The sequence below is a fragment of the Methanosarcina spelaei genome (assembly GCF_002287235.1).
Lineage (GTDB): Archaea > Halobacteriota > Methanosarcinia > Methanosarcinales > Methanosarcinaceae > Methanosarcina > Methanosarcina spelaei.
Genome location: NZ_LMVP01000101.1, coordinates 1 through 24,582 on the forward strand (window position 1 = coordinate 1; position 24,582 = coordinate 24,582).

20 protein-coding genes and 1 tRNA gene are annotated in these 24,582 nt (G+C 39.5%); 5 read left to right on the plus strand and 16 right to left on the minus strand.

What is annotated here, in order from left to right; translation table 11 throughout:
• Nucleotides 1–943 (minus strand): ISNCY family transposase (locus ASJ81_RS06850; protein WP_095642727.1); only part of this gene is annotated, 943 nt, incomplete at its 3' end.
• 148 nt (nt 944–1,091) lie between these two features.
• Between ASJ81_RS06850 and ASJ81_RS06855 the strand changes: the two genes are divergently transcribed.
• Entirely contained in the window at nt 1,092–1,370 is a 279-nt protein-coding gene (locus ASJ81_RS06855; protein WP_245859882.1) for a putative quinol monooxygenase, read from the plus strand.
• A 273-nt stretch (nt 1,371–1,643) separates the two neighbouring features.
• Here ASJ81_RS06855 and ASJ81_RS06860 read toward each other — a convergent pair whose 3' ends face one another.
• Complete coding sequence (locus ASJ81_RS06860) at nt 1,644–1,928, minus strand: hypothetical protein (protein ID WP_170943226.1); 285 nt, start codon at nt 1,926–1,928, stop codon at nt 1,644–1,646.
• A gap of 11 nt (nt 1,929–1,939) precedes the next feature.
• Nucleotides 1,940–2,218, minus strand: coding sequence for a hypothetical protein (locus ASJ81_RS06865; RefSeq protein WP_141241612.1), 279 nt, complete (start codon nt 2,216–2,218; stop codon nt 1,940–1,942).
• 633 nt (nt 2,219–2,851) lie between these two features.
• Here ASJ81_RS06865 and ASJ81_RS06875 point away from each other — a divergent pair.
• Nucleotides 2,852–3,436 (plus strand): flavodoxin family protein, encoded by a 585-nt coding sequence (locus tag ASJ81_RS06875; RefSeq protein WP_095643836.1) that lies wholly within the window; start codon nt 2,852–2,854, stop codon nt 3,434–3,436.
• A 49-nt stretch (nt 3,437–3,485) separates the two neighbouring features.
• On the opposite strand, the gene fdhD is transcribed toward ASJ81_RS06875, so the two are convergent.
• The 4 genes from fdhD to ASJ81_RS06895 all read right to left on the minus strand — a co-directional run bounded on the left by fdhD (nt 3,486) and on the right by ASJ81_RS06895 (nt 8,014).
• Nucleotides 3,486–4,286 (minus strand): formate dehydrogenase accessory sulfurtransferase FdhD, encoded by an 801-nt coding sequence (fdhD, locus tag ASJ81_RS06880; RefSeq protein ID WP_095643837.1) that lies wholly within the window; start codon nt 4,284–4,286, stop codon nt 3,486–3,488.
• Between the two features lie 68 nt (nt 4,287–4,354).
• Nucleotides 4,355–5,863, minus strand: a complete 1,509-nt coding sequence (locus tag ASJ81_RS06885; protein WP_095643838.1) for a DUF7289 family protein — start codon at nt 5,861–5,863, stop codon at nt 4,355–4,357.
• A 57-nt stretch (nt 5,864–5,920) separates the two neighbouring features.
• A complete protein-coding gene (locus ASJ81_RS06890) occupies nt 5,921–6,970 on the minus strand; it encodes a hypothetical protein (protein WP_245859884.1) in 1,050 nt (349 codons plus the stop codon).
• A gap of 24 nt (nt 6,971–6,994) precedes the next feature.
• Nucleotides 6,995–8,014: a type IV pilin N-terminal domain-containing protein gene (locus tag ASJ81_RS06895; RefSeq protein ID WP_095643839.1), complete on the minus strand. Its 1,020-nt coding sequence runs from the start codon at nt 8,012–8,014 to the stop codon at nt 6,995–6,997.
• Between the two features lie 306 nt (nt 8,015–8,320).
• Between ASJ81_RS06895 and ASJ81_RS06900 the strand changes: the two genes are divergently transcribed.
• Nucleotides 8,321–8,836: a type IV pilin gene (locus ASJ81_RS06900; RefSeq protein WP_095643840.1), complete on the plus strand. Its 516-nt coding sequence runs from the start codon at nt 8,321–8,323 to the stop codon at nt 8,834–8,836.
• A gap of 1,374 nt (nt 8,837–10,210) precedes the next feature.
• Here ASJ81_RS06900 and ASJ81_RS06910 read toward each other — a convergent pair.
• Nucleotides 10,211–10,282 (minus strand) — tRNA-Thr (locus ASJ81_RS06910).
• Nucleotides 10,283–10,587: 305 nt separating this feature from the next.
• A complete protein-coding gene (locus ASJ81_RS06915; RefSeq protein WP_095643841.1) occupies nt 10,588–11,598 on the minus strand; it encodes a class I SAM-dependent methyltransferase in 1,011 nt (336 codons plus the stop codon).
• A gap of 244 nt (nt 11,599–11,842) precedes the next feature.
• Here ASJ81_RS06915 and ASJ81_RS23600 point away from each other — a divergent pair, with 244 nt between their 5' ends.
• Nucleotides 11,843–12,271: a hypothetical protein gene (locus ASJ81_RS23600; RefSeq protein WP_245859886.1), complete on the plus strand. Its 429-nt coding sequence runs from the start codon at nt 11,843–11,845 to the stop codon at nt 12,269–12,271.
• A gap of 286 nt (nt 12,272–12,557) precedes the next feature.
• On the opposite strand, the gene ASJ81_RS06925 is transcribed toward ASJ81_RS23600, so the two are convergent.
• The 3 genes from ASJ81_RS06925 to ASJ81_RS06935 form a co-directional block, all read right to left on the minus strand.
• Complete coding sequence (locus tag ASJ81_RS06925; protein WP_095643842.1) at nt 12,558–13,214, minus strand: LysE family transporter; 657 nt, start codon at nt 13,212–13,214, stop codon at nt 12,558–12,560.
• A gap of 263 nt (nt 13,215–13,477) precedes the next feature.
• Nucleotides 13,478–14,491, minus strand: coding sequence for a transcription initiation factor IIB (locus tag ASJ81_RS06930; protein ID WP_011020659.1), 1,014 nt, complete (start codon nt 14,489–14,491; stop codon nt 13,478–13,480).
• Between the two features lie 191 nt (nt 14,492–14,682).
• Nucleotides 14,683–14,943 (minus strand): Gar1/Naf1 family protein, encoded by a 261-nt coding sequence (locus ASJ81_RS06935; protein WP_048108122.1) that lies wholly within the window; start codon nt 14,941–14,943, stop codon nt 14,683–14,685.
• Between the two features lie 347 nt (nt 14,944–15,290).
• On the opposite strand from ASJ81_RS06935, the gene ppdK reads away from it, so the two are divergent.
• Complete coding sequence (ppdK, locus tag ASJ81_RS06940; protein WP_095643843.1) at nt 15,291–17,936, plus strand: pyruvate, phosphate dikinase; 2,646 nt, start codon at nt 15,291–15,293, stop codon at nt 17,934–17,936.
• 279 nt (nt 17,937–18,215) lie between these two features.
• Here the strand turns inward: ppdK and ASJ81_RS22680 are convergent, their stop codons facing one another.
• From ASJ81_RS22680 to fni, 4 genes are all read right to left on the minus strand, one after another.
• Nucleotides 18,216–18,356: a hypothetical protein gene (locus ASJ81_RS22680; protein WP_170943227.1), complete on the minus strand. Its 141-nt coding sequence runs from the start codon at nt 18,354–18,356 to the stop codon at nt 18,216–18,218.
• Between the two features lie 1,437 nt (nt 18,357–19,793).
• Nucleotides 19,794–20,759, minus strand: coding sequence for a polyprenyl synthetase family protein (locus tag ASJ81_RS06950; RefSeq protein ID WP_095643845.1), 966 nt, complete (start codon nt 20,757–20,759; stop codon nt 19,794–19,796).
• A 35-nt stretch (nt 20,760–20,794) separates the two neighbouring features.
• Nucleotides 20,795–22,138, minus strand: a complete 1,344-nt coding sequence (locus tag ASJ81_RS06955; protein ID WP_095643846.1) for an RNase J family beta-CASP ribonuclease — start codon at nt 22,136–22,138, stop codon at nt 20,795–20,797.
• 1,343 nt (nt 22,139–23,481) lie between these two features.
• Nucleotides 23,482–24,579, minus strand: a complete 1,098-nt coding sequence (gene fni, locus ASJ81_RS06960) for a type 2 isopentenyl-diphosphate Delta-isomerase (RefSeq protein WP_095643847.1) — start codon at nt 24,577–24,579, stop codon at nt 23,482–23,484.
• Between the last annotated feature and the right edge of the window lie 3 nt (nt 24,580–24,582).

Sequence of the window (24,582 nt, forward strand, 5' to 3'; positions counted from 1 at the left end):
TTTCTAGCTTCAATTTATATCTAAATCGGTTAAATTCCTTTTTTGCCTTTATACTCCATTCTTGATGCTTTTCTTCATTCATAATTACGTTAAGTTCTTCAGATAGAATTTTTTCCAGGAATTTAATCTCATTTTCACGATTGTAAAATATATTCAATAACCTGTATTTTAATAGTTCCTGTTCAATTGTTGTTTTCTTCGGAAAATCGCTAACTATAAGCTTGTTTAAGTGCATCAAACAGTATTGATGCACTAACTTATCCCCAAAAACTTCCTTTAAAATATCTGGGTATCTCTTATCAAAATCCGTAACAATAAACACAGGTTCTGATGTATCTAGATTTTTTCGTAGAAACGTTTTGATGGTTTCTGAACTTTTATCCTCAAAAAGTTCATCTGCTATTGTTCTTTGAGTTTTTGCATCCAGTAATGTTAAACGGTATTTCTGACAACGTCCCTCTTTTGGATGCTGTTCGTCATAGTGCACCATATGTACATTTTCTAAAATTGGAACATTTTCCTGTTCCATTTCTTTGTTGAATGTTCTAAAAATAGTGCTTCTTGATCTTGGAAATATGAAGCTCATTATATCAGAAATTCCATCATAAGAAACTTTATGGTATCTGAGCACCTGGAAAAAATTATTAAATGAATCAAAAAGTAAAGTTTTCAGACCTTCCCAAAAACTATGATCTTCTTCGTCTGTACTACCACAATTTTGGCATTTGTATCGACCAATGCTGATTTTTCCAAGACCTTTTTTGATGTATAGATTATAGCCGTTATGAACCATAGGAGCACTGCAAATAGGGCAGGCTGGAGGAATTTTTCTACGAAAAATTCCTCTTGTGGTATATTCGTAATCATTGCTATAACTATCAAAAAGGTATGAGAGAGCAGGGAGTTCCGATAAGTTATTAAGAGTAAGATTTATAATTACCATTGTTTTTGCCGTAACATCATTACATAATTAGAGAATTATAACTTTATGTAGTGATGTTACACTTACTTTCATCACTAGATTTTGGAACTGAGTCGAAAATTCAGGAGAATAATTTTTACTAAACGCTGGTGATTTTTTGACAATACGTGTGGTTGCAAAAAGTTATGTCAAACCTGAGAAGACTCAGGAATTTTTAGGATTATGCAGAAAACTTGTTGAAGCATCATTAAAGGATGAAGGCTGCATCGATTATGGGCTGTACCAGGAACTTGAAAACTCAGGAAACCTGACATTTTTAGAAGAATGGAAAGATGAAAAAAGCCTTGATCAGCATTTAAATTCCAGTTATTTTAAAGAAATATTTCCATTGCTTTCGGAATATCTTGAAAAAGAAACTGAGGTTAATGTCTATAGAAAAACACTGTAATATTTCAGGTGTGTTTCATCTGTTTAATTTTTAACCTATTCTCGAACAATTTTGGGAAATCAATACCGAATTAATGCAGTAGTAAGTAAATTAAAAAGAAGAAAGTAGATATGGCAGAGAAAAATAAAGATCAATAACAATATTCTTCTGTTCCAGACAAGAACCCTTTTGAGGGTAAAATATGAGATGTGTCTTGAAAGTGATTTTGCTACAAATAGTAAATTCATAATATGAGTCAATAAAGTATAATGTTTACTATTTTATGTAGAGTTTTCACTTTTCATTTTCATTCCACAGCTCTTCAATTACTATCTCTTCTTCAGGACTTGCATTCTCAAGCAAGTGCTCAAGATCCTTCATCTCAGAATCAAACTCCTGAATTTCAACCTCCGTAAGTCCCGCTTCGAGATCTTCATCCGGTTCGCCATTTTTCATCTCATCAACGTCTGGGTCTGCCTTTGATTCTTTTACTTCAGATGTACTATCCCCGACACAAACGGATACTGCAAGCCAGACAATTAAAGCTGACAGTACGAGCAGGTGAGCAAATTTGACCATTTTCTGCCTCCTCAATTATTTGGTTTTTTTTCTTGCTTGTAGTCTGAGGTTCTGTTCCTATCTTTTACACTGGAATTGATCTGAAGCCTTTCCTTATCTATCGCAGAATCACCAGCGTCACCTGTGTTATTATTAGATAGATTGCGGACACCTTCGCTTATATACTTATTTTGGTTGCCTTTTCCGCGTTCAGAGCAATCTTTGGTAGCGAAGGAGACTTCTGGAATTATGCTAAATAATATTAACATTGTAACAAAAGCCATAAATAGAAAAATTTTTGATTCTTTCATCTGATCCCCCCTTTCAGTTGAAAGTTTGTTATATTGTTTATGGACTAAGGTAAATATAAACATTCTTTTCAGAGAATTTATCAACTTTTTCAGAGAGATTATCAACCATGTATCTCTGATGACGAAATATGTATTTCTAATAAGGGGGTTAACTCTAGCGGATATCCACTAAAAAACATATTTTTCATGTAAAATATTCGGGTTTCGAGATATAAAGATTAAAAAAATTTAAATGTTAGGCATGCTTAAGAGTTAATTACCTATAAATCTGAGTATAAATAATTAATATGTTTAAATAGAAATAACGCCCTGGTTATATTCCATTGAGGAATATATTACTGGATTGAAAGCAACTATGCTAGTTCTGCCTGAAAAATAGAGAAAAGCCTGAAAGGAGATCAATTCGAAAAAAGGAAGAGGAAACAGAGAATAAGAGTAGAGAATAGAAAGTAGAGAATAGAGAGTAGAGAATAGAGAGTAGAGAATAGAGAGTAGAGAATAGAGAGTAGAGAGTAGAGAATAGAGAGTAGAGAGTAGAGAATAGAGAGTAGAGAATAGAGAGTAGAGAGTAGAGAGTAGAGAATAGAGAGTAGAGCATAGAGAGTAGAAACAGTCCAGTGGAGGAATAAAGAAATGAAAGTTGTTGCGTTTAACGGAAGTCCGAGAAAGGAAGGAAATACGGCTTCCCTTATAAAGTATGTCCTTGCAGAACTTGAAAAGGAAGGAATAGAAACCGAAGTTATGCAGGTGGGAGGAAAAAAAATTCACGGCTGCACAGCTTGCGGGAAATGCTACGAAAAAATGGATAAGAAATGTATAAATGACAAGGATATAGTCAACGAATGCATAGAAAAAATGATTGAAGCCGACGGCATAATTCTAGCTTCGCCTACTTATTTTGCAGACTTAACTCCCGAACTTAAAGCTTTAATTGACAGGGCAGGTTTTGTTGCTAAAGCCAACAGCGAAATGTTCAAGCATAAAGCCGGAGCTGCAGTTGTTGCAGTGAGAAGAGCAGGCTCAATTCACGTTTTTGACTCAATCAACCATTTCTTCACAATTTCACAGATGATAATCCCGGGATCAAGCTACTGGAATGTGGGAATAGGGCTTGCCGAAGGGGACGTTGAAAAAGATGAAGAGGGCATTCAAACAATGCAGACTCTGGGCCAGAACATGGCATGGCTTTTGAAGAAGCTTAATGCCAAGCCTTTTTAAAAAATGCTTGAGCGAAAACCCCCTTTCAGCGAAGCAAACTTGAAACGAATTAAAATTTTACCCGCCATTCGCTGGCGAAGATGAGCATGGATTCTTTTCTAAGCTGGCCTATTAGGCATACGTTTGCTTTTTTTGCGGCTTCAACACCTGAGTCGAAGGGCATGGATTTGGTGGCTATAAGAGGGATCCCTGCTCGAGCGGCTTTTATGACCATATAGGCAGGCTGCCGACCTGTCGAGAGCATGTAATGTTGTGAGAGGTCAAGACCTTTGAGAAAGGCAGCCCCTACGGCTTTGTCTACGGCATTATGCCGTCCGACGTCAACTATTTGCACCGCAAGTTTTCCGCTTCGGTCTATCAGGGCTGCCAGATGGGTTCCTCTGGTAAGTTTGTATGTGTCAGATTCAAGGTATTCTGTACCTGCAAAAACGACTTGCGATTCAAATATAGAGTCAGAATCTACAAAAATATCTCTGCTGGCCTTTTCTTTTTTTCCGGCTTTTCCGACTTCTTCAACTTCTCCAACTTCTTCGGCTTCTCCGGCTTCTCCGACTTCTCCGAAGGTTTCTGCATAGATCTCCTGGCTCTCCTTTCGAGTCCAGACATGAACAGTACTGCCTTCTACCTCAATATTTTCGATTTCCCTGAAACTGACAATGCCTTCTGTAATCAGATGGCCGACAGCAAGCTCTTTAAGTTCGAGCGGGGAGGCAAAAAGTGTCGTAAAGAGTTTTCCATTGAGAAAAAGTTTAACAGGGCATTCCTTTGCAAGCAGCACTTTAATATCTTCAGATCTGCCGTCTGAGTATATTCTTTTTGCAGGATAAGGAGTGGTATATTTTTCGGGCATATGAATCGGTTTTCTCGCTTTTTGAGTATATGGAAAACATATGTATCCATATGCTTTTTTCTTTTCCGTTAGCTAAGAGAGACTGCAAGGTAATCGATATAGAATGTACCCTGTTCGTTATTGTCAGTACTAACTTTCAAGTTAAGTACGAGGTCTGAAGGCGAAGCTGATGATACTGAAAGTGTACTACTGTAAAGACTCCAGTTACCCGCAGGTAGATGATTTATTGAAGGAGTACTTTTTCCTGAAAGCAACATTTCCATTTTTGGCCCACTATAATTAAGGTCATCTGCATGATACTTATAAATTATCACAACTGTTGCCTGGGATGGACTGAAATCAAAACTACTGTAATTGTTAAATCTGAATGTTAATTCAACATTACTATTATTATTTAGATGCTGTGAGAACTCATTTTGAGGGCTATAAGGAGTTAAATCTACACCTGGGGAGTTTCCTAATGGAAATGGAGACTTTGAAGGGTCATAATCTTTAAGAATTGAAGAATTAGGAGACGGAGATAACGCTATACTATTATGCATTCCAGTAAATGTGTCAAAACAGTACCGTTGATTTAGCTTCATCAAATTAGAATTGAAATTATTTCCTTCTCCAAGTTCTGCACCTATTGTCGTTTTACTTATATAGAGCCTTTCGAGGTTTTTGGTGCTATTGGGTAGGAAAGAGAAGCGCACATGGCCAGAGCCCTTCAAGTGTTGAACAGTATAATCTTTTTCATATTTAAATCCTTTATCTTGTGCCGTTTCGTTAAAGTATTCAATCCACGCATCAGGGTACCTCGTGGCAATTGTCAGGTTAAATGCGTTGATAGATGTACTTGTGTTTTTGTAGTCATTACTATCAAGTACAGGCTCTGTTTTATATCCTGTTAGTTGAAGAGGAACGATAGTATTTGAGGATGTAAAATCGCGCTTCCCTGAAAGTTGAACTGTCTGAATCGTGACTGTGTAGTTATTTTCGTTAGTCTTATTTTCGATAGTTATTGAAGGCGGTTGTCTCATTACGGAACTTTTACCATTTGCAAGAATCAAAGCTCCGTTTTCATACCTGATGACCTGGTCAGGATACTGCTTGTTTTCAGAGTAGCAGGTGATTCCTCCACACTCAAAAGTAATGTTGTCAGGTGTTATTTTTTGAGAAGGATTGCGCATTACTACTGTCATTGCATATCTTTCAGTATTCACCTCAAGTTTTCCATTCGATTTTAAAGGTTCTAAAAAAGGGATTTCTCCTCCCCCAAGATCTATAGGAGCAGTTACCGAAATGTTATTACTTGCAGTATTGTTTAATTCCATGAGTCTGGAGAGTACATCAATATTAGTTTTTACTACCCACATATCGTTCAATATATCATACATGTAGTCCTGCTCAGCATCGTTTTTCCACTCTGGAACGTATTCAAGCCTGACTACAGTAACTATTGTGAATATTAGTCCCAATAATAGTATTGCTATAACAGCTGTTGCAGCAGCTGACTCAGATTTTGAAAAACGGAAAAATAGCCCTACTTTTCCCTCTTCTGTCCCTTTTCTTTTAGTGGAGGCATTCGGGAGCATTTTCGAAACCTTAAGTTTGAATTTTGATATTTTTTAAATATTTTCCTTGCTTTCTTTTCAATTCAAGCCAATTCCAGGTTCAGCCTTGATCACAGTTTCACTAACGTATAATCCTTTCAAACCCTTCGTGTTTGTTTGGGGAAACGTCAAACGTACGAATGGGACTTCAGGAGGACATTCAAGGTCATAATCTAAGGAATCTATGTTTGCATCCTTAGTTATTTTCTTAAAATACTGTTCCCAAGCTGCAGGATGTTCCGTCCAAACCGTTAGTTCCAATCTCGTTAAATTTTCTCCAACTGTTTCGTTGATTTCATACAAAGATCTATAGTCTCTATAATTAATTCCTATAAGGCGAAGAGAGCATCCTCTATTTGAGGAAATAACTTTTGGGGGAACATAAGGTTGGAATGTTCTAATATTGTTTATAGTGAAATTGTATTTAGTTGCTGCAGAATTGTCATCTAGTGCCTTGGAAATACGAATTGAAGGATAGAGCATCATAACTGACTGGTCTTCCTGTCCAGGAACTTGATTCTGGTTAAGAATTATAGCTCCGTTTTCGTAACTGAAAGCCTGATCCACATAGTAATTATTCTGAGAATTGTAAGTAATAGTGCCACAGTTGATTAACTGAGAACGACTGGTAGAACCGTTAGGTGTTACCACTGTTGCTACTATGCCTATTTTACAATTATCTTTATTTACAGCAAGAGTTCCGCTCGATTTTATAGGACCTACAAGTGGGAGGTCTCCACCACCCATATTGAAAGGCACACTCATGATTAACTGAGGAGCTGAAGAGCTAGGGTTCAAAGAGTTAGAATAGGAAGAATCTGGATTTGAAGCCAGGATGATTGACATCATATCTATTTTTGACTTAACTTCTGCCATATCTTCACATACATCCCCCATATGAGAGTATTCAGCATCGTTTTTCCACTCAGGAATACAGCCTACATATACGATAGTTAATGCCGAAGATATGATTCCCAGCAACAGTACTGCCCCAATAACAGTTGATGTTGCAAATTCCGAATGGGAAAAAAACTTTTTTTCGAATCCGATTTTGTCCGAATTATCTTTTTGCATTTTTTCAGCCCCCATGCATTATTCCCCTGGACTTTTACATTAAAAGTCCACATTAATTCCTATGAAGTCAACGCAATAATATTTATCAGTGGATACGTTTCCAGTGGATACGTTTCCAGTGGCTGTGTTTCCAGTGGCTGAAAATCTGACTACCAATTTTTCGAGTTTCTCAGTAGTATTGACATAATACGGTGCTAAATTTATATCAAAGACAGTCTCACCGTCAGCCTCGCATTGTGAAAAATCATAATTTTCTTTCATAGTATAATTTATTCTCACCCAGTCAGAACCGTTGTACAGAGAAAGTGGAAACTCATTCGGGCTACAATCATGAGATTCATAAATTATTTTTAACTGAACCTGACTTAAAGGATCTGAAATCTCCATTTCATCCGTATCTATCCCAAATTGGAACTCCTGATATACAAGTTGGTCTTTTGGAACTGAATCTTTTGTATAAATACCATCATTGATGGCATCAACCATCTCGGTAGGCTGCCATCCCCCGTTCTCTGTGGAGTTACTGTAAACACTCCCATAAGGGTGTGGAGTTATCCACTCAGGAACTTTCCAGGAACCTCTCTGGAGTACTGCCCTCTGGATTACCTGATCGGATGGCTTATCGATAAAGAATATATCTATGTCTTCTCCTGCCTTGAGTTCCATGCTCTCGGTATTGATTTCTATACAATCACCAAGAGTGAAAACATCGTCACTGGAAGCAGTTCCATTGGGGTTTTTAACAGTAAAGTTGTCACTATTACTATCAAATTCCCCCCTTTTCTCCCCATTGACATTAACAATTATTTTGATAGCAGACTCATCAATGGCTTCCCCTCCGCGATGGATGATCTGTAAGGTATTGGTACTTCTATTGAAATTCTCTTGCAGATCGGTATTCGGAGTATGTTCCGGTTTTACAACTCCCCCATCGGAAAATACGGCCAGCCCTATCGTAGAAAAAGCCAGAACTACTATACTCATCATGAGCAATTGCCCATATACTTCTGAAACTCCCTGGCAGTCCTGGTAAAGTACACAGCGCTTTTTGCCCTCCACGATAAAAACCACTTCCTAAAAATTTAGTTACCAATTTTCTAAAGTGTATTTAATGGAATATTAACTTGACTGTCTGAGAAAATTTATTAAGGTGGAGTTGCTTATAGATATCTTGCTGAAATATTTTACTATGATAACATAGTTTATTCTTTGTTACGCCCAGCAAAAGTTTAAATATATATAAGAAGTTGAGTACAACAGTCAAAATAAAAAAGTATTGTTAATTTTATTATCAGGTGTTAAAGGTATCTGGCAGTCTGTCAGTCTGTTACTGTCCGAATACGTTTAACCAGGAGGGAGAAACATATGGATTTCAAGAAATTATTTAGAAAAGATGACAAAGCAGTTTCCCCGGTTATCGGTGTCATTTTGATGGTTGCAATAACTGTCATCCTCGCCGCTGCAATCGGTTCTTCAGTGTTTGGTATGGGACCTGCCAAGTCTGCACCACAGGCGAATCTTGAGATTAGAGCAGCTGGAATTTCTGGTAGTGGTACTAATGCAGCAATAGCATCTGTAAAAATCGAACACCTAGGAGGAGACATAATTCATTTCGAAGACGCTGAAAAAACAAAAGTTACTGCGTCCCTCGAAAACGGTCAGTCTTACACAATAAAAGTTGCTAACAATGATCCTGCAGCTAGCTCTTATCCAGGTCTTGGCGCCTTAGATGTGGGTTCTGTAAAGACTCTCAAATTAATAGATACAACTGGAGCAAACATTTTTACAGGAGTCGAACCTAAGGCTGGTAATATTGTTCATATCAAAATCATCGATGTCCAGACCAATCAGCTTATCTGTATCAAGGATGTAAGACTTTAAAAATAAGGTTAGGCACCTCAAACAGGCGCTTTTTCCTTTTTTACTTATTTTGTTTTAATCTGAAACTCATTTTTCATTTTCAGTTTTTTCATATGGCATTTACCTGCTTTAACTTGATACGACTTAGGAATATACTGATAGAGCTTATCCCTAAACTAATTTTATTTTCATGTTCTTCTTCAAAAAGAGCATCAAACAAAAAGAAAAAAGAATCGAAAGGGGAACTCTAATCCTCAACCTGCTAATTACGAGTCAACCTCTATACCGCTAAACTACGACGGCAAAATTACAGGGAAAATAAGAAGACTTAAAACACCGACTAAAAGTTCTTATTTCATTCCTAGGGGCTTTATTTGTAATTTAAAGACTCTAAATATTCTTGTACTGGCTATCAGTTTTTGTTCCCTTCATTACAAGTGTTCCATCTGTTATAGGGGATATATGACTTACATTCAGTGTTACATCCTCCTGTAGCAAGAAGTCCAAAAGTGCACCTGTCAATTTGAATATGTTTAGGTCTACTGTTATCGTTGTTCACAGGCTCATACCAGTACTTGTGATAAATACAATCACTCTTTATGTGACTTTGTATCATTTTTTGGGTTTTTGGTTGATTGAAGCCGTTAAATGCAGAAAATGATGATAACGTTTGAGAATTCAAAAAAATATTAGAAATTAGTCTTTTTATAGTCATTATATACCCCCTTTTAATCTAAGAATCTTCACATATAAAAAAATTGCTATATGTCACTTGTAGGAAAAATATACGTTCTACTCCCAAACTAAGAACATTATTTTACGCCATCAATTACTGTAGAAAATGCAAACATTCAAGTCTTAAATTAAATCTAGAATCGGATTCAAATTGTAGCTAGATCTGCAGTCTCAAAAGCGTATCTCATTCCAAACCCTCAAAGATAGTCCTAAAAAACTCCTGCTTCTCCGATGAGCATGGCTCCGTTTTCGTCATAATAGTTTTTTCTCATTTCAAAGTGTCCATAACCAGCGAATTTTTTGCCGGAAGACAGTTTTTTCACCAAGAAAATTTGAAAAATACTCTATCGTGTTTTGAAGAAACTCTTCTGACCGAGAAACATCTTTTCATCCGTAGATGGTCGCAAGTGTTCCATGTCCATTTTTAACTAAAAGATAGGAGTAGAACCTTTTAGCTATATCTTTACTAAAAGCCATGTAATAGCCGCTTATACCTGTTCCCAGAATATTTATCGGTTATTTATAAAAATTAATAAAAAGTGGATTTCAACAATATTTAAAATTTGCTTTTTTAAGTTTTTGTCTAAAAATCGAAAACTTAAAGACCTACACTTTCTGTCAATTACTGAAAAAAAGCTTTGATCATGAAAAATAAAAAAGAGCCGCCGGGGGGACTTGAACCCTCGACCTGCTGATTACGAATCAGCCGCTATACCGCTAAGCCACGACGGCAAATGCACAGAAGAATAAGCAGACTTAATACATAGATCAAGAATTTAATTATTTCGCTCGGGGGGAGCTATTTGCTTTTACAACGACTGAATAAACCTGACATTCTTTAAATAGTCAAGTTGCCTTTATAATACCTTCTTTTCATTAAATAATTGTGTAGTACGTTTAAGGATCTGTTTATACATTAAATATTCATCTTAGCTATTAAATAATTAGTATATAGATAAAATAATTAGAGTACAGACAAAATAATTATATTATACAGTTAATAGTCCCATTTTCCGTTTAACGATTCCTTGATCCCTTTAAACAATCCTGGCCTCTATACAGATATTATACTGATGAGGAGCATACGAACGGACTACCCTTTTATCCAGAACCTCGATTTTTCTTCCTGCTTTTTCCGCAGCTTTCCTTATGAGTTCTATAGAGCTTTCGAAGAGGTCGTCTTCAGGAGTTATTCCATAATAATGGATTATTCCACCGGGTTTTGTCAGGAGAACTGCAGAATCCAGGAATTCAAAGGCGCTATGAGGCAAATTCATAATCACATGATCGGCACTGCCTGCAAACTTTTTTGCTTCTTCCCTGGCATCACCCTCGACTGCTTCAATGTTTTTTACAGAATTGAGAATTATATTTTCTCTAAGATAACGCACAGCATCCGGATTTTTATCGATTGCCAGGACTTTTGAAGGCTTTTTGCTCTTTGCGATCAGAATACTGTAAGGTCCGACGCCTGCAAACATATCGACAACAGTATCACCTTCCTTAATCCAGGAAAGGATTCTTGAGCGCTCGGTTGAAAGGCGGGGAGTAAAATAAGCCCGTGCAAGGTCGACTTTGTAGCGGCAGCCGTATTCCCTATGAATGGTTTCGGTTCTCATCTCGCCTGCAATAACCTCAAATTCTCTAACCCGGAATTCTCCGGTAACAGGAGTAAGAGGCTTGAGCACAGTTTTTATATTCGGCTGAGTCTGAAGTAGGGCATTGGCAATTCTTGAGGCTTTCTGCTTATCAAGCTCAGGATCTTCCAGCAGGGCGATGTCCCCTATAACTTCATAAGCAGGGCTGAAACCAAGCAGGTTTTCCGGAACAGGTTTCTTTTCCTGGAGCTTGAAATCGAACTCGATAAACTCAATTTCTTCGGGAAAATTTTCAAGCTCATCAGGAACAGGTTCTCTGCTCAGGGGAAGGTAAAGAAATGCTTCATCTGAACCTATTTTTACGGAATTATCCAGAATTTCAAGCTCAAGGAGTATTCTTCGAACAGTTTCTCCTTTCTTTTTAGGAACTTTTATGCACTGCCGTTTCATGGAAAATCGCCTTTCGGAAGCCTAAGGCTATCCTTCTATTAATAAACTACCTCAAACTCTGTCTTCTTCGGTTACTTATCCGGTTATTTGTCCGATTTTACGTTTTAAACAAGCCTGAAAAGGTATGAGTAAATTTTCGGAAAAGGAAAATGCCTCAGAAACTTTGTTTCCAAAGGGATCTTTAATCCTGAGATTTATTTGAAAATAAGGTGAAAAACTCAACTTGACTTTAGGGGTGCTAAGATTGGTAATGGGAGTAAGCATTAACCAGATCAGGAAAATCTCGCTTGGACTGCAGGTTTCGACCCTACTAACCTATATGTTTGGATTTACTGCGCTGAAGCTAAGCGGTTCAAAAAAAGAAGGAATCCAGAGACACGGGAAGATAAACACTTTAGGATACACCCTGGGAGCCTTATCTTTACTGTATATGATGTACTCCGGATTAAGGCTCATAATTGCTAGGGCAGCTCCTGCAATGATGTATATTCACGGCATCTTTGGGCTTATAACTCTGGCTCTTAGCTCCTTATTCGTAGCTAACAGATGGAGCTGGAAAACTATCAAGAACATGAGGACTCTTGTAGTTTTGTTTCTGTCGACTTTCAGCGGAGGAGTATACATGTTTTCACGGCTCTATAAACAAAGAACACCTGCAGAAAAGAGTGAGTAAAAAGAAATTACACCATCAGCGAATTTATACCTAAAAATCGTTTACAGGCAATTACGAGTTTGCTGATAATTACTAAGCTGAAGAAGACCATCTATATTGAATTTTTACAAGATTTCTGAGTAAGTGGTCGCAGATAGTAACCAAAAATCCCAGAATAACTGATTAATCTGAGGAAAAATAATTTGGGACAACTAACCTGAGTACAGGTGAACTTTCGGGATAGTCGAACTTAACTTTCAGAATAACCGAAGTTTCAGGGTATCTTAGCTTTCAGGAAAGCTGAAGCTCAGGATAAGTGAATCGAGTTATTGTAGTTAAGCATGAAGTACAACCCAAAAATTACCAGGAATACCCCACAGGTATAAAGAATACATCTATGCATTTTTTGGGAAAGCAAGGTTTTACCATGGCAGAATGATCCGGATACGACAGTAAACCATCCCAGGTCTGCAGTCCAGTGTCCGATCATATAAGCTATTGCAATTATAACTCCTAATTCATACTCCTTAAGTACAAGTGCACCACCAGCAGTCAGCCACCAGATCCAGAAGTATGGGTTAGAAACCGAAGTAACAAGACCAATCAAGCCAGGATTAGAAAAAAGCTTCAAGCCTGGAGATTCCTTAGAGGTTTTCACATATGAAGATGTAGATCTTGCTTCCTTTAAAGTAAGAAGCCCAAATACCAGAAGTGAAAGCCCTCCTAGAAGGAAAATTAAAGAAATCATGTCACTATCGACAAGCGAAGCAGCCCCTAAAAGAATCAACACATAGAGCACAGCTTCCACGAGCATATGCCCGAGTACCACCTGTGGGCCTGCAAGCCAGCCTTTCTTTAACGAAATCTCTATAGTTGCAAAAAGCATCGGGCCAGGAACGAGTGCGCCTGTAAGACCTACAGAGAAACCTAAAAGAAGAGCTTCCAAAACTTCAATTGTTAGCATTATGGATCAAGAACTTAAAGTGTCTAAAATTCTCTTTTGAAAATAAACCTCCGCAAGCAGGAAGATCCAGATAAATGTCTTGAATAAACAAACCAGTAAAAAATAGGGAATCTCTATTTTACAGAGAAAACCTACTGGCAAAAAAACAGGAAATTTAGAAACAATTTCAGTATCTCTTTCGATTAACTTTTTAAAATTTGCATTGCGCAAATTAATCATGCTGCAACTCGGGTTTTTTCAAGCCTTTTGAAAAAAGGTTTGATTTAGAGAATAATCTCAATATCCAGTTCTTCTGCAAGCTCTTTATACCTGTTTCGGATAGTGACTTCCGTAACCCCGGCTACATCCGCAACTTCCCGCTGAGTTCTCCGCTCACCACAGAGAATGGACGCAATATAAATTGCAGCAGCAGCAACTCCTGTAGGACCTCTCCCGCTTGTGAGCTCCTTTTCGGAAGCCTGCCTCAGAATCTCAACACTCTTGGACTGGACTTCTCCTTTAAGGTTAAGGCCTGAACAGAACCTTGGAACGTAGTCGATCGGAGATGTGGGCATGAGCTTTAGTGCAAGTTCTCTGGAAATAAAGCGGTAAGTTCTTCCGATTTCTTTCCTGCTGACCCTTGACACTTCTTCAATTTCATCAAGAGTTCTGGGAACGCTGCACTGACGACAAGCAGCATAAAGAGCTGCTGCGGCAACACCTTCAATGCTTCTTCCACGAATAAGGTTCTTGTCCACAGCTTTTCTGTAAACAACAGCTGCCGTTTCCCTCACAGTTCTCGGAAGACCGAGAGCAGAAGCCATTCTGTCCAGTTCAGATAGTGCAAATGCAAGGTTTCTTTCAGTTGCGTTACTTACACGAATTCTACGCTGCCATTTTCTTAAACGATAGAGTTGAGCACGATTTTTTGAAGAGATTGACTTCCCATAGGAGTCGCGATTCCTCCAGTCAATCATTGTGGAAAGCCCTTTGTCGTGGATTGTGTATGTCATAGGCGCACCCACACGGGAACGCTTCATACGTTGATCATGATCGAAAGCTCGCCATTCAGGGCCTTCATCCACAAAATCGGCGTCAATGACAAGTCCGCAGTCCCCACACACGAGCTCGGCTCGCTCATAGTCGTGGACGAGGTTTCTGCTGCCGCATTCTGGACACACGGCCTTTTCGTTCTCAAAACTTTGCTCCTTTTGCTTCTCTTTGCGAGCTTTGATCATGGCACGTATTTTTTCTCTTTCAAGAGTGTCCGAATAGCGAACTCTTTCGACTTCTACCATATCATATCACCTTACAAACTAAAACAATCATATGTTTATATTTACGGTATTTTTGACTGCACCACTGAAATTACAGTAGATATCTAAAAGGCAGGATAAGAAAAATCACGGCTGTAACTAGCAAAAAATATATAACCTAGTTAATGTTTAACCATAATATAGAATTCAAATGCGCATTCATGTCAGAGCTTTCACCGAATATAGACTCTTTCATTAATAAGAGCTCGAAATTCTGAATCCGAAGTTCGTTTAAAGCCCTTCACTAAAAAATATGGATGGCCTACAGGTCCGAAAACACTTACAATCGTGCCAATCCGATTCAGGGCCTTATCTACAACGACCGAATTCAATTTAGGAAAACCATCTGAGACATTCTCGGGTTTTACCTCATCCCCTCTAATAATCAGGTTTTTAACACCTGTTCTGTGCAGCACTTTACCGAGTCGTTTCATATCAGCCACGAATAGTTAATAGCTATTCTCTCTAGCTCAGGGTATTTTTTTCCAGCTCAGGGCAAAAATCTCCTGGCTTTGAGCATGTTTTTCTGTCAGCCATAAATAAGATTATATATTATAGACTGAAAAGCATATGTAGTCTACGTTCATTTTATATAAAGATATCGCAAGAACTATATTATATGTTAGTCCTGACTAATTTAATATAGTAGAGTATAAGAACTAGAAGAGGGAAACCACAACCTTATATATTAAATGGACATTGTTGGCAGCAATCAGACCATAATTATGGTCATTACAGTCACTAACTCCGATTAATGATCTCATTCTAAGGAGGAGACTCATTGTCCAAGTTCGTATATTTTTTTGGAAAGGATGTAACTGATGGCAAAGGTAGTATGAGAGACTTACTTGGAGGTAAGGGCGCAGGCCTTGCTGAAATGGCAAACCTTGGAATTCCCGTACCGCCAGGTTTTACGATTACAACCGAAGTTTGTGTACTTTATCTGAAGAACAAGAAGTATTCTGAAGAAGTACTCAAACAGGTTGAAGAAGCGATCGATAAGCTCGAGACTTTAAACAACAAAAAACTGGGAGACACAGAAGATCCGCTGCTTGTTTCTGTAAGGTCCGGTGCCAGGGTGTCCATGCCGGGGATGATGGATACTGTCCTTAACCTTGGACTCACGGACAAATCTGTTCTCGGACTCGCAAATAAAGTCAACGACGAAAGGTTCGCTTACGATTGTTACCGCAGATTTATCTCTATGTTTGGAGATGTGGTTCTGGGAATTGACTTCGACAAGTTCGAGTCCCTTATTGAGGACAAGAAAAAAGAACTTAAAGTCGAATCTGACACCGATCTCGATGCAAAAGCACTGAAAAATCTGGCTGAAAGGTTCAAGGGAGTAATTAAACTCGAAAAAGGATTTGATTTCCCCCAGGATCCGAAAGTCCAGCTTCAGATGGCAATTGATGCTGTTTTTGAGTCCTGGAACAACCCAAGGGCCATCACTTACAGAAAGCTTAACGAAATCGATGACAGTTGGGGCACAGCTGTCAATGTACAGACCATGGTTTACGGGAACAGAGGAAATACCTCAGGCACAGGAGTTGCTTTTACAAGAAATCCGTCTACAGGGGAAAGAAAATTCTTTGGAGAGTACCTTATTAATGCACAGGGCGAAGATGTTGTTGCAGGCATCCGAACTCCAGATTTTATTGATACTCTTGGAAACAAGATCCCTGAAGCCTACAACCAGCTTGTTGACATATGTCAGAAGCTCGAAGCCCATTTCAAAGACATGCAGGATATAGAGTTTACTATCCAAGAAGGAAAACTCTACATGCTGCAGACCAGAACTGGGAAGCGTACAGCTGCTTCAGCCGTAAAATTAGCAACTGACATGGTAGCAGAAGGGCTGATTGATAAGGAAACTGCAGTTACAAGGGTTAAAGCCGAACATATAGACCTTCTCCTGCACCCGAGAATTGATCCCAATGCAAGACTGGAAGTAATCGCAAAAGGACTTCCGGCATCACCCGGAGCTGCTGTAGGAAAGGTTGTATTTACTGCCGAAGCAGCCGAGGAAATGGCTGAAAAAGGAGAAAAGACAATTCTCGTCCGAACCGAAACTTCCCCTGAAGATATCGGAGGAATGGCAGCTGCCCAGGGTGTCCTTACAGTGCGCGGTGGAATGACCTCTCATGCCGCAGTCGTTGGAAGAGGCATGGGTAAGCCCTGTGTTGTAGGTTGCGGAGAGATCTCAATCGACATCAAGAGCCGCCTCTTCATGGTAAACGGTCACACTATCAAAGAACATCAATATGTTACCATTGACGGAAGCACAGGCAGCGTAATTATCGGGAAAGTAGAGCTGATTGATGCCGAAATTAGTGATGATCTGAAGAAGATTCTTCTCTGGGCCGACGATATCAGGACTCTCGGAGTGAGAACAAACGCAGATAACCCTGCAGACGCAGGCCTTGCCCGTGAACTTGGGGCTGAAGGCATAGGACTTTGCAGAACTGAGCATATGTTCTTCGGAGAAGACAGGATCCCTGCAGTAAGGGAAATGATCATGGCCGAAGACGAAAAGTCCAGGAAGAAAGCCCTCAAAAAATTACTTCCTATGCAGAAAGAAGACTTCCTTGGAATCTTCCGCAGCATGGAAGGCCTGCCTGTTACTATCAGACTGCTTGATCCTCCTCTCCACGAGTTCCTTCCTGACAAAGAAGAGCTCGATGCAAAGCTCAGGGAGCTCGAAGCCTCAGGAGACTGCGGAAAGATCGATGAGGTAAAGAATATCATCAAGAGAGTTGTTTCCCTCAAGGAACTCAACCCTATGCTCGGCCACAGGGGATGCAGGCTCGGAATAACCTATCCGGAAATCTATGATATGCAGGTACGCGCAATCATGGAAGCAGCCTGTGAACTTGCAAACGAGGGTATGCAGATCGTTCCTGAAATCATGATTCCACTCGTGGGCCTTGTAAAAGAGCTTTCCATTACAAGGGAAGAAGTCTGCAAGATGGCAGAGACAGTAATGGCTGAGAAAGGCGTAAAGATCGATTACAAAGTAGGAACAATGATCGAACTGCCCAGAGCCGCAATTGTCGCAGACCAGATTGCCCAGGAAGCCGATTTCTTCTCCTTTGGGACAAATGACCTGACTCAGACAACCTTCGGGTTCAGCCGCGATGACGTGTCCAAGTTCGTGCCTATCTACCAGAAAGCAGGAATTCTTGAGCACGATCCGTTTGCAGTCCTGGACCAGGAAGGCGTTGGCGAGATCATGAAAATCGGTATATCAAAAGGTCGCTCTGTCAAACCCGAACTTAAAATGGGTATCTGCGGAGAACATGGCGGAGAGCCAAAATCCATTCACTTCGCCCATGCAATTGGCCTTAATTATGTAAGCTGTTCTCCTTACAGAGTTCCGATTGCAAGGCTCGTAGCTGCACAGAGCACAATTGAGTCAAGAAAGTAAAGTCCTTGAAGTTAAAGACTTATTTAAAATGAAGCAGGATTTATCCTGCTCATATTACTTTTTTGGAACCTTTTTTTGGAAGCCTTTTTTGAAACTATTTTTTAGAAACTATAACTGCGTTTAGCAGTTTGAAATTTGAACAGGCTGAAACTCTGATAGGTCTGAAAAAAATTTGGTCTGGCAATCCTATCCATAAAAATATTTCCGTAAAAATATAATGATTTGCCCCGTTTTCAAGGGTTAATGCTGTCATTTTACATCGAGCTTCATGCAGACTCCTCATCCAAAAATCATTATTGAATCGAGCCTTGCAGTACCTACTTTTGTCCAGTACTTGCAAACACTACAGTACTGGATCTCGCCGTCTGAGCGCAGTTTTAAGTTAGCGTGACATTTTGGACATATTTTTAGATGTTTCATGAATAAAACTCCTTTAATTTTATTTCAATTTTGAGCTCATTACAAAACTCAGAACTTGTTCCCTGAGCCTTGAGTTTTGAACAATCAATTAAGTTTTGTAACGAGCTTAAGCATTTGTTTAAATATTTAGAGATCTTTGGAGGTTGTTTGATATATTGGTTTAAAGTTGTTTGATATGTTGGTTTTAGGTTGTTTGATATGTTGGTTTTAGTTGTTTGAGATTTTTGGAGGTTTATCTGAGGTCTTTAAAGTTGTTTGAGATCTTGGAGGTTATCTAACATGTTGGTCGACTATTGAGAGGTTAGTTTACTCTTTCTGCGTTTATTCTTCTCCCATTTCTTTTCTAAAACTGATATAATCCCTTTCTACGTCTTCAAGTTCGTATTCCATTTTATACACCATTTTGTGGTTTCTCGATCTTCAAGTTGGCTTTTATTAATATGCAGATAATTTTCTGGAGATTGTCTAAAGATTGTTAGTTAGTAAATTTTTAGCATGTGGCCCTTTTCCAATTTGTTTTTAAGTTTAGATTAATATTGCATGAATGGCCCCAACATCTTGTGTAAATTTCCTCAGAGGTTAAAAGCATCCCATTCCCAAACAAAGATCCTTGTGAAATTTGCTTTGAAAGCTTCTTCTCTGTCATTTTATTCATCTACTGGTTCTCCTTTGTTCTAAGTTTTATCCCTATTTCTTTAGAGGAATACGGATTCCTATTTCCTCTTTATTGTATAAATAATTTATGATCCGGAGGTAGATAAATTGAATAAAAATTCCCATGTCATAAAGATTAATTATCAAGGTTGTAAAAAGTTACATAAAGATCCAAGTAAAAATTTTTGGTAAAAAGGCTGTTCTCGAATTTGATCAAGAATCTTTTGAGCATATAATGCAAGAAGAAGCCCGGAGGTGCTGTATCTACTGTATTCCCCAACACAGTTTCTCTGAATTTATGCTCCCCCAAGCACATTGATTCGAAGAAGAGTCAGCAACCTCCAGGCGGTTCTTTTCTTTTTGATGATACCCCAGCTCTATTCCTCAACTCCATCACATAGTAAGATCATAAATTATATTAAATAAATCATATCAAAAATTAAACTCAAACAAAAAATTGTTTGACGTAAAAGATTTCAAGTCTATCATGGAGTATTTTTAAGTAAAACTCACATTACTAGAATGGAATCCATTCTCAGCAAGACTTAGTACTGGAACTGAAAAACAGTAACATTAAGTCATCATATGTCTAAATTGCTTCTTAAAATCCTGCATTCCGAATAGTCAATCAATTTTCGGACTATAAAAGATAATTCTGAAACTTTATGATTTTAAACGTAAAACTAGCTCTGGAATGAGCTCGGCAACAAAAAATTATGAAAATATAGGTTATTGCGGCCTCAATTAGCCGCAAACTTCCCTGAACTTCCTATCTTGATGATTTCAGTATTTCCTTGAGATCATATAATCGGCAATCTGAAGGAGAAGTTCTTTCTCAGGACAGTCCTGCAGGGCGTCCAGTTTTGCTTTACCTTCGTTGATATATGAAATTGCAAGGTTCTTTACATAATCAATTGATCCGCATTCGGTTAAAGTCCGGACAGCTTCATCGGTTTCTTCCTGAGTAGCTTCCCCTTTTCCGAAAATGTCAAGTTTCACGCCTTTTTCAAAAGCATCGATTATGATAAGGGTGTGTTTTCCTTCCATAAGGTCACTGCCTCTTACCTTACCGAGCACTTCCTGAGGAGTGACCATATCCAGAACGTCGTCATACATCTGGAACCCAATCCCTATAAGGCGTCCATACTCGGATAAGGCTTCAGCAGTCTCATCAGAAGCACCTCCAAGAAGAGCCCCGATCTTGGCTGCAGCTGCATAAAGGACTGATGTCTTCTTTTCCACCATCTCAATATATTCAGCTTTACTAACCTTTTCCCTCTTTTCAAAATCCATGTCAAGCCACTGGCCTTCACAAATTTCGGTACAGGTTTTTGAAAGGATATCCATACATTTCAAAATCCTTGAAGGCTCGTTTTGGACTTTTGACAGAATCGAAAAGGCTTTGGAATAAAGTGTATCACCTGCAAGAATTGCTCCGGCTTCACCCCATATCATATGGACTGCAGGTCTCCCTCTGCGGACATCATCCTTGTCCATTATGTCATCATGGATCAGAGTGAAATTATGTACAAGCTCCACGGCCACAGCTGCAGGTAAAACCGATTTAAGGTCAGAGCCCGTTGCTTCGGCTACCAGAATGAGAACGGCAGGACGGAGACGCTTTCCTCCTGCATCTACCAGGTAGCGAGAGGCTTTATATAATTCCTCTGGATGAGCTACCGGAAGCAGTTCATCAATTGCGGCGTCAACATGGACACTTCTTTTTTTGATCTCATCAACTAACGTCATAAATATCACGAGGTAAGGATAGATTTCCTATACGGTTATTCTTCTATATATAACACTTCACCGTTTCTGAGGAGGTGTACTGTGTCTCCAAGTACATACCCGGCATCTTCCGCCATCTCGATGTAGTGTCCGTGCATCTCCATATCTCCATGGGCAGGGATTACGTGCTCAGGATTTACCATACGCAGGAGTTCCCAATGATCTTCCCTGTATGCGTGCCCTGATACGTGCACATTGTCATAAATCCTGGCACCCCGCATTTTGAGCTTGGTCTCAAGGGCATAGCGGTTAGCCTGAGTCATTGGGCTCGGGATCACATTTGCAGAGAAAATAACCTTGTCTCCTGGCTCAATTGTATACGGAGTTTCCCCGTTTGCAACGCGCACAAGTATGGAGCCTGGCTCCCCCTGGTGCCCGGTGACGATTGGGAGGTACTTGTTCTTTCCTTCCTGGATAATGCGTTTGAAGGCCCTATCTACATCCTTCCTCTGGCCGTGCATCTCCACATTGGAAGGCAGTTCCATATAGCCAAGGTCTCTCGCAGCCCCTACGTAGCGTTCCATTGAGCGCCCCAAAAGCACAGGAATCCTGCCCATTTCCCCAGCCGCTTCAATAATTGCTTTTAGTCTGGGAATATGGGATGCAAAGGTGGTAATAATCATCCCTACTTCGGACTCTTCTGTTCCAAGGAGCACGTCTCTGACCATATCCTTTGCAATCTGTTCAGACGGAGTTTTTCCTGAACGTCCGGCATTCGTGCTTTCTACAATCATTGCGACAACTCCTTCCTTCCCGAGGGCTTTGAGGCGCTCGAAATCGGGAGCTTCACCCATTGTCGGAGTGCGGTCCAGCTTAAAGTCGCAGGCGTAAAGGACCGCTCCAACTGGAGTGTGAACTACTGCAAGCACACAGTCAATAATACTATGCTGGACATTGATGAACTCGATGGAAATATCTTCCGTAACCTGGTAAGTTCCACCTGCATTCAGCGGAATAACCCTGTTGCAAACCTCAAACTTGCGTTCAGCCTCGATCTGCTGTTTGATAAGGGCCGATGTATATGGTGTAGCGATAATTGGGGCGTTATACCTGTGGGCAAGTTTCGGAATCGCACCTATATGGTCAAGGTGCCCGTGAGTGCAGACAATTGCCCGGACAGTTCCATTTATTTCTTTCATAATAGTATCATCAGGAATCGCTCCCATCTCAATAAGTTCGAGAGAATGCATTTTATCGATTTCAACATCCTCATGGATCTGAACTCTATCGAGCCGAAGCCCCATATCCAGAATGATTATATCTTCACCTATAATAACCGCAGTCATGTTGCGGCCCATCTCATTGTAACCGCCGACTGCAACAATTCCTATTTCAGTCATATTTTTACCTCTTATTTATTTTTTATCCTTGTGAACCCCAATCCTCAGAAAATGGATCAGGTGATGACCTTAAAATGATAGCTGCGATGTGAATGGTACAGCATAATATAGAGCCTAGCACAGAATAGCCTTAGAGTAGCCATACTCAGCCCTGTTAGGAAGAACTCCACCCCCGATGAGACGAACCAGGCTACATCTCTTGCAGAAGAATTCTACTTTAATTTCTCTGTTTCAGTATACAAATTCAAACGGCTGTCAAGTACATTCCAGAATTGCTCCAGTTGTTCAGTTTCCAGAAACTCCAGATTGCTCCAAAATTGCTTCAGAATTACCTTTAGATCTTCTCTTCTTTAGATATGCGTTTCTTCAAAGGTTCTACCGTTCAGATCCTAACGAATTCTGTTATTACTTTAATTAACAGGAAGCCTTTACGTACTCTTTACTTACTGGCTAGTTGGCTAGTATTTCTTAAGAACCTGGTTTCTGATCAATTCTGTAAAGTAAGATTTTATACTTTTAAAATGCTTTGAAAACATCCAGTTTTCTATTCTAGCCGATTCTTTTAGAGCTTATTCAGCAACCTGCGTTGTTATACTGGGGTTTTTATTCCTGATTTTATTCCTGGATTTATTCAGGCTTATTCTAACTTATTCTGGTTTACGTCCGGCTTACTCTAGCTTATTCTGGTTTACGTCCAGCTTATTCTAATTTATTATAATTTACTTTCGTTCTATATCCCTGCTGCTTCTCATTAATCCGTTATATATCTGGCTTATTCAAGCGGTAACTTCACCAGATAACTCTAATATCACAGGCGATTCCTAGTCAACAATTATCATAATAACTTCTATTCCAATAATGAAATCCGTTAATACTAAGTAATTTTAGTTTAAATAATTGTGAAATGAACTATTATATTAAATGATTTTACGTAATTTTATGAAAACTATTCCTTAACTTAATCGGCTTTTATTAGTTTTACGAAATTAAATCCTAAATTTCATTGACTTTACCGTAACTGTTTACAGTAACTGATATCTGGTTATGAACCTGAAGCAGATCTCTATGGTGTACTTGTACTAACATTAGAGAACTAAGGTTCAATCCAATGCTTACTCGTATAATTCGGAATCAGTTTTCCAGGATTCGGAATTGCAAGACCACTGTTCATATTAACGATTTATTTCCGAACATTACTTTCATGTTATGTATAAATATTGTTATGGAATGAATCTTCTAATTAACATATCTGCTATTATATCTTACCGGTATAAAACAAATTTTAATACAGATTGAATTTTAGTACAGATTACAGGTAAAGTTAACCGACCTCTATGCCAGATTCAGAAAGAGTCTCCTGCTATGGCATAGTCTTTTACGTTAAAGCCACGCTGGCCCAGGTACTCAAGAGTCCGACCAGTAACAACTACAGGTGCGTTACGCAGGTCCTGTATGTTTGCACAGCCGCAGAGAAACATCGCAATCCTGAGTTCATCAAGCATGCGGGAAAGGACTTTGACAACAGATTCTTTTCCTTCAAGAGCAGGACCTACAAAAGGCAGGGCTGCACTTGCCGCACTGGCTCCAAGAGCAATGGATTTTGCGATATCTATTCCTGTCCTGATCCCCCCGGTTGCGATAATTGGAAGAGAAACCCTGGACTCGATAATGCTGGCGACTGTCGGAATTCCAAAGTCCCAGAGCAGTTCCCCAAGGTATTCGGAAGCAGAATCTCCACTTTTCCTTGCTCGGTATACCTCGACGCCTGCCCAACTTGTGCCTCCCGCACCTCCGACATCAATTGCAGACACACCTGCCTTCTGAAGGAGAAGGGCATCTTCTCTTGAGATCCCGGCTCCTGTTTCTTTAACAATTACTGGCGTGTTCAGTACTGAGCAGATCTCTTTTATCATATCAAGGCAGCCAGTGGCATCCCTATCCCCTTCTGGCTGGATGGCTTCCTGTAAGAAGTTAAGGTGGATGGCAAGAGCATCGGCATCGATCATATCTATAAGTTTCTCAACACCATCAACCCCATACTGACGAATCTGGGCAGCACCCACATTTGCGTATACAAAAGTATTCGGGGCTTTTTCCCTGACAACTCTGAAAGAATCTTCCTGAGAAGGATCATCAAATGCAGCTCTCTGGCTTCCAACTCCGATTCCTAGTCCCAGCTCTTCAGCCGCAGCGGCAAGTGAAGCATTTACAGGAATAGTGTCAGGGTGACCTCCAGTAATTGAAGCGATCAAAAAGGGAGCTTGCAGGCGTTTCCCAAGAAGGTCTATAGACAGGTTCAGTTTATCCATATTGAGTTCCGGAAGCGCCCTGTGGATCAAGGTCACGTCCTCAAAGCCAGCACTGACTTTTCGGGACTCAACCGGGCTTTCAGCACATAATTTCAGATGTTCAATCTTTCGCTTTGAGGTCGTGTTAATCATATT

Excerpts from the sequence above, each read along its gene's own strand:
- ASJ81_RS06860 (WP_170943226.1), bottom strand. The coding sequence starts at position 1,928 with ATGGTCAAATTTGCTCACCTGCTCGTACTGTCAGCTTTAATTGTCTGG.
- ASJ81_RS06865 (WP_141241612.1), bottom strand. The coding sequence starts at position 2,218 with ATGAAAGAATCAAAAATTTTTCTATTTATGGCTTTTGTTACAATGTTA.
- ASJ81_RS06875 (WP_095643836.1), top strand. The coding sequence starts at position 2,852 with ATGAAAGTTGTTGCGTTTAACGGAAGTCCGAGAAAGGAAGGAAATACG.
- fdhD (WP_095643837.1), bottom strand. The coding sequence starts at position 4,286 with ATGCCCGAAAAATATACCACTCCTTATCCTGCAAAAAGAATATACTCA.
- ASJ81_RS06885 (WP_095643838.1), bottom strand. The coding sequence starts at position 5,863 with ATGCTCCCGAATGCCTCCACTAAAAGAAAAGGGACAGAAGAGGGAAAA.
- ASJ81_RS06890 (WP_245859884.1), bottom strand. The coding sequence starts at position 6,970 with ATGGGGGCTGAAAAAATGCAAAAAGATAATTCGGACAAAATCGGATTC.
- ASJ81_RS06900 (WP_095643840.1), top strand. The coding sequence starts at position 8,321 with ATGGATTTCAAGAAATTATTTAGAAAAGATGACAAAGCAGTTTCCCCG.
- ASJ81_RS06915 (WP_095643841.1), bottom strand. The coding sequence starts at position 11,598 with ATGAAACGGCAGTGCATAAAAGTTCCTAAAAAGAAAGGAGAAACTGTT.
- ASJ81_RS06925 (WP_095643842.1), bottom strand. The coding sequence starts at position 13,214 with ATGCTAACAATTGAAGTTTTGGAAGCTCTTCTTTTAGGTTTCTCTGTA.
- ASJ81_RS06930 (WP_011020659.1), bottom strand. The coding sequence starts at position 14,491 with ATGGTAGAAGTCGAAAGAGTTCGCTATTCGGACACTCTTGAAAGAGAA.
- ASJ81_RS06935 (WP_048108122.1), bottom strand. The coding sequence starts at position 14,943 with ATGAAACGACTCGGTAAAGTGCTGCACAGAACAGGTGTTAAAAACCTG.
- ASJ81_RS22680 (WP_170943227.1), bottom strand. The coding sequence starts at position 18,356 with ATGAAACATCTAAAAATATGTCCAAAATGTCACGCTAACTTAAAACTG.
- ASJ81_RS06950 (WP_095643845.1), bottom strand. The coding sequence starts at position 20,759 with ATGACGTTAGTTGATGAGATCAAAAAAAGAAGTGTCCATGTTGACGCC.
- ASJ81_RS06955 (WP_095643846.1), bottom strand. The coding sequence starts at position 22,138 with ATGACTGAAATAGGAATTGTTGCAGTCGGCGGTTACAATGAGATGGGC.
- fni (WP_095643847.1), bottom strand. The coding sequence starts at position 24,579 with ATGATTAACACGACCTCAAAGCGAAAGATTGAACATCTGAAATTATGT.